Here is a 13,984-nt window from a genome sequence, read left to right on the forward strand (position 1 = left end):
GGATGTCAGCCGGAGAATGCCGCGACTGGAGCACGGGTAGCGTGGGGGCGTGGTCGAGGTGGGTCCGGTCTTGGTCGACCACCGTGAACGGGGCAGCGCGATCCCGGAGGCGCTGGTCGCCGCGGGTCTTGACGTGCGGCTGACGGATCTCCCGGTCGGCGACTACGTGCTCGGGCCCGGGCTGGCCGTGGAACGCAAGGGGCCCACCGACCTCGGCGCGTCGATCCGCGACGGACGCATCTTCGACCAGGCGGCCCGCTTGCAGTCGACGTTTCCTCAGGCGGTGCTGATGGTCGAGGGTGAGCCGCGCTGGATCGCCGAGGACGCGTGGCGCGGAGCGGTGTGCCGGCTGGTGGAGGACGGGTTCACCGTGTTGCACAGCCTGGACGCTGAGGACAGCGCGGCTTGGATCGTTCGACTCGCCAAGCGGGCGCGTCGTGCCGCGCCGACCACACGCACCGACGGCCCCCGCCGGTCTCCGCGTCACCCGTCGGCACAGGCAGAGGTGATGCTGTCCGTCGTACCAGGCATCAGCGTGACCATGGCCCGCAGCCTGCTCGCCGCGTACGGCAGCCTTGCGGCGGTCGCTGCGGCAGCGCCCGAGGGCCTGCTCGGTCACCCCGGCATCGGGCGGGTGCGAGCTGCGCGCCTCGCCGAAGCTCTGCACGGGGAGTACGTCGCAACGGCCGACCGCGAGCCCGAACCCGAGCGACCAACCCGAGGTCCGCGGCCGCCGCGGCGCTGGATCCTCACCGAGCCCGACCGCAGTGCGGCGGAGGCCCAGTCGTTTGACCGTCGCGCGATCGCGCTGCGCGCCCTGCGCTCGGCCGCTGAGGGCGCCCAGCTGATCGACGGGCTCACCGGGGAGGTCTTGGAGGCGAGCTCCGACCCGGCTCCCCGTACGGACTGAGCCCTGCCCGCCACACGGCAGGTGTTCGCTTGCCCACCGGCTTTGATCACGAGCGGTGCGGCACCTGCTCATCTGGAGAAGGTCACGTGCGTGACGCCGCTGGGCGTGGTCACCGACTCGACGCGGTAGTCCTTCTCGATCGCCTCGAGCCCGTCCCATAACCGGACGCCGCCGATGGTGACTCCTCCCGCCTGACGACCGCATCATCCGACCACCGGTCGCGGCGGCGCTACGGTCGCTGGCCCCTATCTCTGCAGCGCCGTGAGCTGGGGGACGTCGTGGCGTCGGGGCCGAAGGAGCCTTCCCACGGCGCCATGCCGACCGGGCCTGCCGCACAGTTCTGGACCTGGTCGTGAGCGCGCGTGCTGACACCCGCCCTCGGCGCAGAGGCAGAGCCTTGAAGTCGATCGAGCGTGCCCGCCGCGCTCGCACCCATGGGCGTGAGCGTGTCTCACCCGAAGGAGAAACGCCGACGGGCACGCAAGAGACCGGTACCCGTTGGCGGCGGAAGGACGCATGTCGGCGGTCACGCATCGCCGCAGACGGTCACACTGAGGTCGGAGCCATATCGTGTGTCCGAACCGGCGTCACGGGACCCGACACGTGGCGAGGCCACGCCTCGCCTGGTCCCGGTCATGACCGCCCGGCGTCACACGCCCGTCGTCCACCTCACTTGCCGGAGCGGACTCGGCGCCACTCGACCTTTGCACGCTCGTACGCCGCCGTGGCTCGCTCAAACTCCGCGTCGGTTCGAACCTTCGCGGCGATGTAGTCAGTCTCCGCCTTCGTCTTCTCGGCAAGCCAGACCGAATGCGCTGGGTTCGGAATCTGACGCTGTCGAGAGCCGGCTCCGCCCCGGCAACCCGTCACGTGAGCCGGTAGCGGCGCAGCTTGCGGTAGAGCGTGGCGCGGGCGATGCCGAGCAGCTCCGCGGCCCGCACCTTGTTGCCGTCGGTGGTGCGCAGCGCCTCGGCGATGGTGGCTCGCTCCGCCCGCTCGAGCTCGGAGAGCCGCGGCCCTGCCTCCGGGACGACGAGCTCCGGCGGGAGGTGCCGTGGCGCGATCGGCGCACCGGCGGCCTCGGCGCGCGCCCAGCGCAGCACGGCGGCCAGCTCGGTCACGTTGCCGGGCCAGGAGTGGCGCCGCAGCACGGCGAGCGCGGCGACGCTCAGCGGCGCCCCGAGGGCGGTCGCGATGTCGCCGAGGTCCTCGGTGCGCTCGCGCAGACTCGGCACCCTGACGACGTACGGCGTCCAGTCGCCGTACGACGGAGCCGGGCCCGACGTGGTGTACGTCGCCACCGCGCGCCCGCCGAACCGGTCGAGCACCGCCAGGGCACGCGCGGCGTCAGAGATCCGGTCGAGACGGCGCAGCACCAACCGGTCGTCGTCGCCGAGGCTCTCCAGTGCCGCCGTCGCATCGGGAGCCGAGCCGTCGACCATCCGGGCGCCGGGCTGCAGCGCGGCGGCGATCGCCGCCTTGCCGACGCCTGCCTCGCCCACGAGGAGCAACGGCCGGTCGCCGGAGCGACTGACCGCCCGTTCGAGCGCCTGCCACAGCGCCGACCCGCCGGCCAGCCCGGCCCGGCGCAGGACGCCCGGCGGGTGGCGTCGATGGACCCTCCGGGCCTCGGCCGGTGCGGGGAGAACCCGAGCGAGCACCCCGGGGTCGTCGGCGCCGAGGGCGGGGGAGAGGAGCACCCGCGTGCCGTCACCGAGCTCGACCTCGCCCGCCGCGGCGCGCACCCACACCTCCAGCGCGTCGAGGTCGGCGGGGCGCAGCAGTTGCGCGGCGGCATCGCTGACCAGCCGCGTGCGCCCGTCGAGTACGGCGACCGGCGCTCCGTCGGGGCTGGCCCGGAGGAAGACGTCGAGCAGCGAGCGCTCCCGGGCCGAGGCCTGGTGGAGCAGCTCGCGCTCGACCGCGGCGGCCGCGGTTGCTGCCAGCGCCTGGAGCACGGCCGGCGCGGCGTCGAGGCGACCGATGACCGCGATCGCCCCGACCGGACGGCTGCTCAGCGGCCCCTGCACCGGCGCGCCGGCGCAGACCGTCTGCTGGTAGAGGTCGAAGAGGTGCTCCGGGCCGCCGATCACGGTCGGGCGCCGGGTGGCGAGCACGTGGCTGATGCCGTTGGTGCCGGTGGCGGGCTCGGAGAGGTCGGCGCCGGCGCGGGTGCCGATGGCGTCGAGGTGGGTGCGGCTGCGGTCCTCGGCGGTCCACCGACCGATGATCCGGGCCCGGCGGTCGCTGAGCACGACCGCCGCGTGGAGCCCGGCGAGTGTGGACGCGAGGTGCTCCAGCACGGGGGCCGCGGCCCGGACCAACACCGGGTCAGGGGTCACCGGCACGTGGGGCACCTCGGCGCGGCCCACCTCGAGCCCCAGGAAGAGCGAGCGGCGCCAGGCCGCGGCGAGCCAGGCGGGGAAGTCGGCGGGCAGCGGCTGTGCGGCGAGGAACGTCTCGCGGGCACTGCGCAGACGGCGCAGGCCGTCCTGCGTCACGATCTCGTAGCCCATGAGTCCCTCCCTCCTGCGGTCTGCGAGGCCGCCAGACTGCCCTGACGCCGTAGACAGCGGGTGTCTCACTCCGAGACACCTCCGCCCCCGAAGTCGCTATGACCATGGTCACATGACCAACCAAGTTGCACTACGTGAGAGCGCCCGTCCGGTGCCTGCCACCGCTGTCGCGACGACGGTCGTCGAGACCGATGTCGTGGTGGTCGGCGGTGGTGGCGCGGGCCTGCCCACCGCGCTGTTCAGCAGGTGGCTCGGCGACGACGTCGTCCTGCTCGAGAAGGCTCCCGAACTCGGTGGCACAGCCAAGAAGGCCGCCTTCTGGTACTGGGTGCCCAACAACGTCCCGATGCGCCAGAAGGGCATCGAGGACCGCTACGAGGACTACCTGCACTACGTCGCCCGGCTCTCCCAGCCCTCCCGCTACGACCCCACCAGCGCCACCGCTGGCCTGAGCGAGTGGGAGGAGTCGATGGCCCGGGCGATCTACGAGAGTGCGAGCCCGGCCGCCGAGCTGCTCCAGGAGCGCAAGGCGTTGGTCTACCGGCATTGCCCGGACGTGCCCGACTACTGGTCGCAGCTGCCCGAGGACAAGGCACCCTACGGTCGCGTGCTGGTGCCGGCCGACGCCCGTGAGTCGATGTCGGACGGCGGGGAGTGCGCGGTGCGGGATATGTCGGCCGCCGCGGACCGTGACGGCGTCGATGTCCGCACCGGGCACCGCGTGCAGCGGTTGGTGACCGACGGCGACCGGGTCGTCGGGGTCGAGGCGACGAGCGCGGCGGGGGAGCGGGTCCGGGTGCTGGCCCGCAAGGGCGTCGTCTTCGCGACCGGTGGCTTCACCCACGACGACGAGCTGCGCGGCAACCATCTCGGCGTGCCGGCCTACCGCGGCTGCGCGGCGGCGACGAACGAGGGCGACTTCGTGCGCATCTCGACCGGTGTCGGCGCCCAACTCGGCAACATGAACTACGCCTGGATGTGCCCGGTGCCGCTGGAGCGCTCCGGCCGGCCCGACCTGGTCGGCATGTTCTCCGTCGCCGGCGACTCGACGGTCTTCGTCAACCGGCACGGCCGCCGGGTGGTCAACGAGAAGACGCCGTACAACGAGCTCGCCCAGACGTTCTTCGCCTGGGACGGCGCCAGCGGTACCTACCCGAACCTCGTGCTCGTGCAGATCTGGGACCAGCGGGCGCAGGACGCCTCCGCGAGTGACGAGTACGGCCGGCTGATCGTCCCGCCCGGCAGCGACGACTCGCACGTCATCAAGGGCGAGACGCTCAAGGAGCTCGGCGCGAGGATCGAGGAGCGGCTCGCCGGGCAGGCGGCCCGTACCGGCGGCTTCATGCTCGCCGACGACTTCGCGGCCAACCTGCCCGGGACGATCGACCGGTTCAACGGCTTCGCCCGCGCCGGCGTCGACGAGGACTTCCATCGCGGCGAGACGGCGATCGAGCTGGTCTTCAACGGCCCGGTGCCCGAGGAGCCCGGTCGCGCCAACCCGACGATGTGGCCGATCAGCGAGACGGGGCCCTACTACGCCGCACTGGTCACCGGCGGCACGCTCGACACCAAAGGCGGCCCGCGGACCGACCCCGACGGGCGGGTGCTCGACGACCAGGGCACGCCCGTGCCCGGCCTGTACGGCGTCGGCAACTGCGTCGCCTCGGCGTCCGGGCGCGCCTACTGGGCCGGCGGCGCGACCCTCGGTCCGATCATCGCCTTCGCCCACCGCGCGGCCGGCGCGGTGCACGCGGACGCCCAGTCCCAGACCCACTGAACCCACCCGACACACACCCGAAGGAGACGGACGATGGCACTGGCCACGCAGACCATGACCGACGAGCAGCGCAAGTCGGTCGCGCTGGAGTACCTCAAGGCGTTCGACAACGGGGGAGTCACCTCCTCCGGCGGCAGCATCCTCGATCTCTTCGCCGAGGACGCCCAGGTGATGTTCCCCAAGTGGGGCATCGCGGAGGGCCACAAGGAGATCGGCCAGCTGTTCGGCGACGTGGGCGGCACGCTGCGCTCGATCAAGCACCACTATGCGGAGTTCACCTGGATCTTCTCCGGCGGCGACCTGATCGTGGCCGAGGGCACCAGCCACGGCGAGCACGTCGACGGACCATGGCGCGCCGGCGTACCGGAGTGGGGCGCGGGGCGGTGGTGCGACGTCTTCGAGATCCGCGACTGGAAGATCCAGCGCTGCTTCATCTATCTCGACCCCGACTACGCCGGCAAGGACACCGCGCGCTACCCATGGCTGACGACCGCCGAGGCGTGAGCGGGGCCGAAGCATGAGCACGCGGCAGGGTCGCTCGGTGGGCCCTGCCGCGTGGCACTGTCAGCGCGGTCAGAGGGGAGCAGTGCAGGCTCGGTGCGGACGGGCTGGCCTGTAAGCCGGGTTTTGTGACTCTTGCGAGCCGGCGACCATCCATCTCGGGCCACCGTTGCCGATGGCCTCCAGCAACCTACCCGCGTGCTCGGGCGGACCACCCTCTCGGCCGAGGCCGTCGCACGCTGTCTGGTCTTGCTCCGGGTGGGGTTTGCCGAGCCGGCCAGGTCACCCTGGTCGCTGGTGGGCTCTTGCCCCACCGTTTCACCCTTACCAGCCCGAGGGCTGGCGGTCTGTTTTCTGTGGCACTGTCCCGCGGGTCACCCCGGGTGGGCGTTACCCACCACCCTGTCCTGTGGAGCCCGGACTTTCCTCGACGAGACCCGAAGGCTCGACGCGGTCGCCCGGCCAGCCCGTCCGCGGGGTCCACACTAGGGGAGTGGGGACGAGGGAGCCATTCCGGGAATACCCCATGGGGGTACACGGTTGAGGAGGCGTGATGACCGAGGAATTCGAGTACCAAGCACCGGCGATCGTCTTTCCTGGACAGGCCGGGCACGAGTCGGCGTACCAGACGGCGTACGACCTGCTTGCTCGTCGCTTCCCGAAGGAGGCGCTGGAGCTCCTCGATCCCGCGCTCGAGGACGACCCGACCAACACCGGTCTGCGGAGCCTGCGGGCGTGGGCCTACATGCTCCGCGCCCAGCTCGGGAAGGCCGAGGACGAGCTGCGCGCGCTGGTCGAGGAGAACCCCGCCGACGTCTGGGCGCTGCACGCGCTCGGCCGCGTCCTGGAGCGCCAGTCCCGGCTCGTCGAGGCGCTCCCGCACCTGCGGCTCGCCGCGGTGATGAGCGACGACTACGACCACCAGGCCGCGGTCTACCGGGTGCAGCATCGCATCGCCCAGCTGGCCGACGACCAGCTCAGCGGTGAGGGGTCCGACGACGCCGAGTGACCTCTCGTCGGGAATCAGTGACCTTTCGGGCGGAAGCGGTGACCTCTCGGCGGAGGCGCGGGAAAGCGATAGGTTCGGGTCATGACCGAGACCGAGGGCGAGTTCTGGTTCTGCCTCAAGCACCACCAGGTCGAGGGACACGAGGGCTGCCCCAACAAGGACCGCCTCGGCCCCTTCCCGACCGCCGATGAGGCCGCGCACGCGCTCGACAAGGTCGAGGAGCGCAACGAGGCCTGGGAGCACGACCCGGCGTGGAACGACACCCCGGACGACGAGTGACGTCCAGCGATCCTCGCGCGGCCGCGGCGGGGGTCGCCCGGCGGCGTACGAAGCTGTCGCCCTGGCCCTTCGTCGGCATGGGCGGCCTCGCCTGCGTCCTCTTCCTCGACGCCGCCAGCAGCGTCTTCGCACCCTGGTGGATCGTCGCGCCGCTGATCGTGGTGTGGCTGGCGCTCTTCGTGCTCGCCTGCCGATGGTTCACGCCTCACCCGCGCCGCGTGCTCTGGGCGGCGGTCGCGGGCGTGGCGGTGTGGTTCGTCGTGACGGTCGTCGGCGGGATCGCCTTCGACTGGTGAGCCCGCCGACGTCCGTCGTACGACGTCAGGAGGGCTGCACGCGGAGCAGGACGTCGCGCCCGTGGCCGTTGTCCGTGGTGACGATCAGGTCGCCGTTGGGCGCCACGACCGCGGTGCGGATCCGGCCGTGGTTCGTCAGCCGCCGGTAGCTGCGCTCGAAGTGGCCCTTCGCCGAGAACTTCAAGAACAGCAGCTCGTGGTCCTTCAGGACCCCGACGGCGAGGCTGCCGCCGAGCGCGCCCCACCGCTTCGAGGGGACGAACGTGCCGCCACTGGTGGCGAGCGTCGGGTTGCCGGAGCGCCAGCGCGCGGCGATCTGCTTGCCGGGCAGCTTGAAGTTGGTCATCGGGACGCTCTCGTTGTAGCCCGGCACCGGGTTGTAGCCGTAGTCGCCGCCGCTGACGAGCCGGTTGACCTCGTCGTTGCGGTAGGTGCCCTGCTCGATCGTCCAGATCGACCCGTTCGCGCGCTGGCTGATGCCCTGCACGTTCCGGTGGCCGTACGACGTGAGGTAACGCTTGTGCCGGTTGGCCGCGTGCACCCACGGGTTGCTGGGCCATGGCTTGCCGGTCCAGCGGCTCAGCCGCAGCGTCTTGCCGCCGAGCGAGGTGAGGCTGCGCGGGTTGCGGCCCTGGGCGGCGTCGCCGGTGGTGACGTGCAGCGCGCCGTTGCGGCTGACCAGCAGCCGGCAACCGCCGTGGCGACCGGTGCTGGTCGGGAAGCCCGAGACCAGTGTTCGGACCATGGTCGCCTTGGTGAGCCCGGCATTGAGCCGCCAGGCGATGACCCGGATGTCGTGGCCGCCGCCGCTCTTCCTCCAGCCCGAGCAGGTGTAGATCCGATGGTTCTTCGCGAAGCCGGGATCGGCGACCAGCCCCATCAGGCCGGTCTCCTTCGAGACCCAGACCCGCTTGCTGGGGAAAGCGACGGTGCGCTTGTGTCCCTGGTGGACGAGCGTCAGCCGGGCGCGGTCGCGCTGAGTGACCAGGAAGCGCTGGTGCCCGAGCGGCGCCACGTCCCAGGGATGGTCGAGTCCGCCGACCATGCGCCAGACCTTGAGCGCGGGGACGCGGGCGGCAGCGTGGGCAGCGGGATGAGCAGAGGTGCTCGTGGCAGGCGAGGAAGCGACCGCAGGCGCCGCGCTGAGCGTCAGGGCGCCGGCGGTGAGAAGACCGAGGAATGCACGCATGGGGCGCCGGTACCCATCGCTTCTCGATGAGACCTATCTCACAGCCACCCATTTCCTTCCGCCGTGAGGACTGCCTCGGTGCGGTTGGCGGCTCCGGTCTTGCCGATGGCCGCGGAGAGGTGGTTGCGCACGGTCCCCTCGGAGAGGAACAGCTTGGCGGCGATGGCGGCGACGCTGGACCCGTCCCGGGCGGCGCGCAGCACCTCCGTCTCCCGCTGGGTCAGGGGCGACTCGCCGGCGAGCAGTGAGTCGGTCGCCAGATGGGGATCCACCACCCGCAGCCCTGCATGCACCCGTCGTACGGCGTCGGCCAGCTGCGCCGCGGGGGTGTCCTTGACCACGAAGCCGGAGGCCCCCGCCTGGAGCGCGCGACGGAGGTAGCCCGGCCGGCCGAACGTGGTCACGATGAGCACCCGGGTCCTCGGCGCGGCCCGCGTGACGGCCGCGGTGGCGGAGATGCCGTCGAGCCCGGGCATCTCGACGTCGAGGAGGGCGACGTCGGGACGGTGCTCGAGGACGGCCGGGACGACCGCATCGCCGCTGCCGACCTCGGCGACGACCTCCAGGTCGCTCTCGAGTCCGAGGAGCGCGGACAGCGCGCCGCGGACGAGCGCCTGGTCGTCCGCCAGGAGGAGCCCGATGCGACCGCTCACGGGACCGCCACCTCGAGCGAGAAGCCGGGCGTGAGGGTCCGCGTCGTGAGGACGGCGCCGACGGCCGCCGCGCGCTCGCGCAGCCCGGTCAGGCCGCTGCCCTCGCCGATCGTCGTCGGCGGCGGGGCGTCGCACCCGCCGTCGTCGCGGACCTCGGCGCTGCGCGGGGTGAGGACGATCTCGCAGCGGCGGGCGCCGGAGTGGCGGATCACGTTGGTGACTCCTTCACGGACGGTCCACGCGAACAGCTCGCGCAGCTCGGTGGGGACGGCGTCGGTCGACTGCGGCAGGACCGGCTCGATCTGCGCGGCCTGGAGCGCGGCCCGGGCCCGCGCAAGCTCCCCGGGGAGCGTGAGCTCGCGGTAGCCCTCCACCGCGCGGCGTACGTCGGCCAATGCGTCGCGGGAGAGCCGCTCCAGGTCGGCGATCTCCGCGCGCGCCCGCTCGGCCGCGACGGGCTCGGGGGAGTCGAGGAGGCGGCCGGCCAGCTCCGCCTTCACCGTGATCACGGTGAGCGAGTGGCCGAGGATGTCGTGCAGGTCGCGGGCGAACCGGTTGCGCTCGTTGTCGACTGCGAGCCGGGTGTTCTCCTCATGGGCGCGGAAGAGCTCGAGGTTGCGGCGCATCACCGAGCGCATGCCGAGGACCGCGATCGAGGCGGCGGCGACGCCGAAGGCGGTCCCGATCTGGCTGCCCCAGCCGGGGAACGCCACCCCGGCGATGACGACGACGATGAGCACCGCGATGAGCGGGATCGCCGCGCGCAGTGGCACGCACATGATGATCGCGACCGCGACGTAGACCGCGGACGCCGACCCGGGCTCGCCGACGCAGAGCACCATGACGGCGCCGAGCGCGACGAGGGCGGCGAGGTAGGGCACCGCGAATCCCAGCGGCGGGTTGTCGATGAGACGGAACCGCAGCCGGCGGGCGCGCAGCCAGATCAGCATGTACGTCGCGGCGAACGCGACCGTCGACACCATGCCGAGGACGCCTCGGACCGTGTCGCGGTCCTGCCATCCGGCGTACAGCGGGTTGAGCAGGAAGAAGAGCCAGATCGAGGCGAGCCACGGGCCGAGCCACCGCCGCCGGTCGTCGAGGCCCCCGGGCCAGGTCGTGGGTGCGGGGGCGCTCTGCGAGGGCCGCGTCTCGTCCGTGGGCTGGCGCTCCTTCACGGGGGACACGGTAGCCATCTCAGACCCGGGCGGTGTCCTTGCTCATCCGCCAGGCGGCGCCGGCGATGAAGAGGAGGAACCACACGACCGCGTTGACGACGGCGTACCACGGCAGCTCGTGCGTCAGCGGCGCGCGGGCGACCTCGGCGACGCCGTACATCGGCGTCCAGTAGGCGACGTCACGGACGGCGGTGGCGTACTGGTCGAGCGGGATGAAGAGACCGCCGAGGAAGGAGAGCAGCGCCAGGCCGGGACCGAGGATCTGCATGGCGTTCTCACCGGGCACGATGTAGCCGATGAACACGCCGAGCGCGGCGAAGGTGAGGGTGCAGAACAGCGTCACCACCATCGCCAGGACCCAGACGTGGATCGGCATCTCGGCCTTCCCCTGGATCCGCCCGATGACGTTGACCGCCACGATCGCCAAGGCACCCATGCAGAGCGCGACGAGCGCCTTCGTGAGGATGTAGGCGACCGGGTTGAGCGGGGTCAAGCGCAGCTGGCGCGACCAACCCACGGCCCGCTCCATCGCCACCATCGAGCCGGTCGCAGCGGAGGTGAGGGCGGCGCCGTACAACGCCATCGAGATCAGGATGTAGGCCGCGACGTTGCCCGCCCCGACCCTCTCCTGCCACCCCGACTGACCACCGAAGCTGAGCATGAGCGCCGCCGGGAGGACCAGGGTGAAGATGATCGTGCGGCGGTTGCGGAGCATCCGCATCAGCTCGATCTTGAGCAGCGTGAGGTTGAAGCCGCCCAGCGGGGGGACCCGGCGCTCCAGGCTCCGCTCGACACTCGCGGTGGTCATCACTTGTCTCCCGTCAGGCTGAGGAACGCGTCCTCGAGGTTCGTGCTGGTGATCTCGAGGTCGCGCGCGGCGGTCTCGGTGAGGAGGAAGCGCGCCACTGCGTCGCTGTCCTTGCTGTGGACGACGACCTGCTCGCCGCGGACGTCGAGCTGGTCGACCCCGCCGAGCGAACGCAGACGTGCCTCGATGGTGCCGTCGAGGCCGGGCACACTCGCCCGGACCATCCGGCCGGACGCGAGGGCACGGATCTCCGAGCCGGAGCCGTCGGCGACGATGCGACCGCGGCTGATGAGCACGATGCGGTCGGCGTACTGGTCGGCCTCCTCGAGGTAGTGCGTCGCGAAGAGCACCGTGCGGCCTCGCTCGGCGTCGGCGCGGATGGCGTTCCAGAAGTTGCGCCGGCCCTCGACGTCCATCCCGGTGGTCGGCTCGTCGAGGAGGAGCAGGGCCGGGTCGGGGAGGAGCGCCATGGCGAACCGGAGCCGCTGCTGCTCCCCGCCGGAGCACTTTCCGACCTTGCGGTTGGCGATCCCGGTGATGCCGGCGTCGGCCAGCACCTCGTCGACCGGCTTGGTGTCGGCGAAGAGGCTCGCGGTGTAGGCGACGGTCTCGCGGACGGTGAGGTCCTTGATCAGGCCGCCGGTCTGCATCACCGCGGAGACGAGCCCGCGGGCGACCGCCTCGCGCGGCCGCAGGCCGAGCACCTCCGCGCTCCCGCTCGTCGGCCGGGAGAGGCCGAGGATCATGTCGATCGTGGTCGTCTTGCCGGCCCCGTTGGGGCCGAGGAACGCCACGACCTCGCCCTGGTGGAGGGTGAGATCGACACCCCGGACCGCCTCGACGTCCCCGAAGGACTTGGTCACGCCACGGAGCTCCACGGCCGCGGGGCGTACTGCTGCAACGTTCATGCCTCCAGCATCGCGTCCCCACGGCACGAGCGCCTCGCTCTTCCCTCACCTGCTCGGCGTGACATCTGTCAGCCGGGCGGCCTGACGGGCCGGCGTGCGCGAATGGTCACTCGTGGCAGCCGCGCTGTGCGGCCGGTGCCACGAGTGACCACTCGTGAGGCCGTCCGCCTCAGAAGGTGTGCTCGGCCGCGGGGAAGGAGCCGTCCTTGACCTCGGCCGCGTAGGAGCGGGCGCCCTCGAGCAGCTGGGTGCGCACGTCCGCGAAGGTCTTCACGAAGCGCGGGAGCTTGCCATCCTCCGGCCCGCGGATGCCCATCGCGTCGGTCCACACCAGCACCTGGCCGTCGCAGCCAGAGCCGGCTCCGATGCCGATCGTGACGATCGGCAGCTCCTTGCTGATCTCGGCGGCGATGTCACCGGGAACCATCTCCATGACCACGGCGAACGCGCCGGCCTCCGCCACCGCGCGGGCGTCGGCCTTCACCTTCTCGGCCGCGTCGCCGCGTCCCTGGACCCGGTAGCCGCCGAGGGCATGCTCGGACTGGGGGGTGAAGCCGATGTGGGCACAGACCGGGACGCCGCCGTCGACGAGCTTCTTGATCGTCGGTGCGAGCTCGACGCCGCCCTCGAGCTTCACGGCGTGCGCGAGCCCCTCCTTCATGAACCGGGAGGCCGTGAGGTAGGCCTGCTCCGGCGAGGCCTGGTAGGACCCGAACGGCAGGTCGCCCAGCACCATCGCCCGCCTCGCGGAGCGGGCGACGGCGCGCGTCAGCGGGATCAGCTCGTCGACCGTCACCGGCAGCGAGGTCTCATTGCCGAAGACGTTGTTGGACGCGCTGTCACCCACCAGGAGCACGTCGATGCCCGCCTCGTCGAAGATCCGGGCGGTGTACATGTCGTAGGAGGTCAGCATGGTGACCTTCTCGCCGCGCGCCTTCATCTGTGCCAGGTGATGGGTGCGGACCTTCCTGATCGCCGGACCTGCGCCCGAGGTGCCGCCGCCGTAGGGCGCGGTCTCTTCCGGGGTGTTGCCAGTGCTCGACATGGAGCTGCCTTTCGTGACATCTCGCGGCTCCCTGCTGGAGTCCACGGACCACTCCCAGGCTAGGGGGAGCGCGGGCCGGATGACCCTGTGGCGGTCGTCACGTCGGGCCTAGGTTGCGGTTGTGTCCTTCGACGTCGGGGCCGAGGCGTACGCCGCCTTCATGGGTCGATACTCCGAGCCGCTGGCCGACGCTCTCCTGGCGGTCGTCCGGCCGGCGGAGGGGCAGCGTGCCCTGGACGTGGGCTGCGGTCCCGGCGTCGTCACGAGCCGGCTGGTCCACCGGCTCGGCGCGGAGAGCGTCGTGGCGGTCGACCCGTCCGAGTCGTTCGTGAGAGCGACGCGGGAGCGTTGCCCCGGGGTCGACGTACGCCTCGGGCTCGCGGAGGCGCTGCCCTGGCCGGACGACACCGTGGACCTGGCGGTCGCTCAGCTCGTGGTCGCCTTCATGAAGGACCCGGTGGTCGGCCTGCGGGAAATGAGGCGGGTGACGCGGCCCGGCGGCAGCGTCGCCGCGTCGATGTGGGACCTCGCGGGCGAACGGGCGCCGCTCTCGCCACTGTGGCGAGCCGTCCGCTCGCTGTGGCCGGGCGCCCGGGACGAGTCGATGCTTCCCGGCGCGCGGGACGGTGACCTCGCCCGGCTGATGGCGGCTGCCGGTCTCACCGGCGTCACCTCCTCGGAGCTGACGGTGAGCGTGGGATACCAGACGTTCGGGGAGTGGTGGACGCCGTACACCTTCGGCGTCGGGCCTGCCGGCGACTTCGTCGCCTCGCTCTCCGACGGCGACCGCAACGCGCTCGCCGAGCGCTGCCACGAGCTTCTCCCTACCGCGCCCTTCACGGTCGATGCCACCGCCTTCGTGGTGCTCGCCCATCCGTGAGGCGATCACGTCGACGGGCATGGCCGGCGTGGCGCGCC

14 protein-coding genes and 1 other RNA gene are annotated in these 13,984 nt (G+C 71.9%); 7 read left to right on the top strand and 8 right to left on the bottom strand.

Annotated elements, in window-relative coordinates:
- The first annotated feature begins 49 nt into the window (after positions 1-49).
- The gene (locus AB3X52_RS04805) at positions 50-910 is read left to right on the top strand and encodes an ERCC4 domain-containing protein (protein ID WP_367991832.1); all 861 of its coding nucleotides are present in this window, start codon (positions 50-52) and stop codon (positions 908-910) included.
- 866 nt (positions 911-1,776) lie between these two features.
- On the opposite strand, the gene AB3X52_RS04810 is transcribed toward AB3X52_RS04805, so the two are convergent.
- On the bottom strand, positions 1,777-3,426 hold the full coding sequence (locus AB3X52_RS04810; RefSeq protein WP_367991834.1) for a helix-turn-helix domain-containing protein: 1,650 nt from the start codon (positions 3,424-3,426) through the stop codon (positions 1,777-1,779).
- Positions 3,427-3,538: 112 nt separating this feature from the next.
- Between AB3X52_RS04810 and AB3X52_RS04815 the strand changes: the two genes are divergently transcribed.
- Both AB3X52_RS04815 and AB3X52_RS04820 read left to right on the top strand, forming a co-directional pair.
- A complete protein-coding gene (locus AB3X52_RS04815; protein WP_367991835.1) occupies positions 3,539-5,203 on the top strand; it encodes an FAD-dependent oxidoreductase in 1,665 nt (554 codons plus the stop codon).
- Between the two features lie 33 nt (positions 5,204-5,236).
- A complete protein-coding gene (locus tag AB3X52_RS04820) occupies positions 5,237-5,707 on the top strand; it encodes a nuclear transport factor 2 family protein (RefSeq protein WP_367991837.1) in 471 nt (156 codons plus the stop codon).
- A 96-nt stretch (positions 5,708-5,803) separates the two neighbouring features.
- On the opposite strand, the gene rnpB is transcribed toward AB3X52_RS04820, so the two are convergent.
- Positions 5,804-6,174, bottom strand: an RNA gene (gene rnpB, locus AB3X52_RS04825) — RNase P RNA component class A.
- An 83-nt stretch (positions 6,175-6,257) separates the two neighbouring features.
- Between rnpB and AB3X52_RS04830 the strand changes: the two genes are divergently transcribed.
- From AB3X52_RS04830 to AB3X52_RS04840, 3 genes are all read left to right on the top strand, one after another.
- Entirely contained in the window at positions 6,258-6,713 is a 456-nt protein-coding gene (locus AB3X52_RS04830; protein ID WP_367991839.1) for a tetratricopeptide repeat protein, read from the top strand.
- Between the two features lie 81 nt (positions 6,714-6,794).
- A complete protein-coding gene (locus AB3X52_RS04835; protein WP_367991841.1) occupies positions 6,795-6,992 on the top strand; it encodes a hypothetical protein in 198 nt (65 codons plus the stop codon).
- Positions 6,989-7,288, top strand: a complete 300-nt coding sequence (locus AB3X52_RS04840; protein ID WP_367991843.1) for a hypothetical protein — start codon at positions 6,989-6,991, stop codon at positions 7,286-7,288. The genes AB3X52_RS04835 and AB3X52_RS04840 overlap by 4 nt, the downstream gene beginning before the upstream one ends.
- Positions 7,289-7,313: 25 nt before the next feature.
- On the opposite strand, the gene AB3X52_RS04845 is transcribed toward AB3X52_RS04840, so the two are convergent.
- From AB3X52_RS04845 to panB, 6 genes are all read right to left on the bottom strand, one after another.
- A complete protein-coding gene (locus AB3X52_RS04845; RefSeq protein WP_367991845.1) occupies positions 7,314-8,477 on the bottom strand; it encodes a PQQ-dependent sugar dehydrogenase in 1,164 nt (387 codons plus the stop codon).
- A gap of 38 nt (positions 8,478-8,515) precedes the next feature.
- Complete coding sequence (locus AB3X52_RS04850; RefSeq protein ID WP_367991847.1) at positions 8,516-9,130, bottom strand: response regulator; 615 nt, start codon at positions 9,128-9,130, stop codon at positions 8,516-8,518.
- Positions 9,127-10,305, bottom strand: a complete 1,179-nt coding sequence (locus AB3X52_RS04855; protein WP_367991849.1) for a sensor histidine kinase — start codon at positions 10,303-10,305, stop codon at positions 9,127-9,129. Before AB3X52_RS04855 ends, AB3X52_RS04850 begins: the two co-directional genes overlap by 4 nt.
- Positions 10,306-10,324: 19 nt before the next feature.
- On the bottom strand, positions 10,325-11,113 hold the full coding sequence (locus AB3X52_RS04860) for an ABC transporter permease (RefSeq protein ID WP_367991851.1): 789 nt from the start codon (positions 11,111-11,113) through the stop codon (positions 10,325-10,327).
- On the bottom strand, positions 11,113-12,021 hold the full coding sequence (locus tag AB3X52_RS04865; RefSeq protein WP_367991853.1) for an ABC transporter ATP-binding protein: 909 nt from the start codon (positions 12,019-12,021) through the stop codon (positions 11,113-11,115). Before AB3X52_RS04865 ends, AB3X52_RS04860 begins: the two co-directional genes overlap by 1 nt.
- Positions 12,022-12,190: 169 nt before the next feature.
- Complete coding sequence (gene panB / locus AB3X52_RS04870) at positions 12,191-13,066, bottom strand: 3-methyl-2-oxobutanoate hydroxymethyltransferase (RefSeq protein WP_367991855.1); 876 nt, start codon at positions 13,064-13,066, stop codon at positions 12,191-12,193.
- A gap of 121 nt (positions 13,067-13,187) precedes the next feature.
- Between panB and AB3X52_RS04875 the strand changes: the two genes are divergently transcribed.
- Positions 13,188-13,946 (top strand): class I SAM-dependent methyltransferase, encoded by a 759-nt coding sequence (locus AB3X52_RS04875; protein ID WP_367991857.1) that lies wholly within the window; start codon positions 13,188-13,190, stop codon positions 13,944-13,946.
- Positions 13,947-13,984 lie beyond the last annotated feature (38 nt).

The organism is Nocardioides eburneus (genome assembly GCF_040838215.1).
In the GTDB taxonomy this organism is placed as follows: Bacteria; Actinomycetota; Actinomycetes; order Propionibacteriales; family Nocardioidaceae; genus Nocardioides; species Nocardioides eburneus.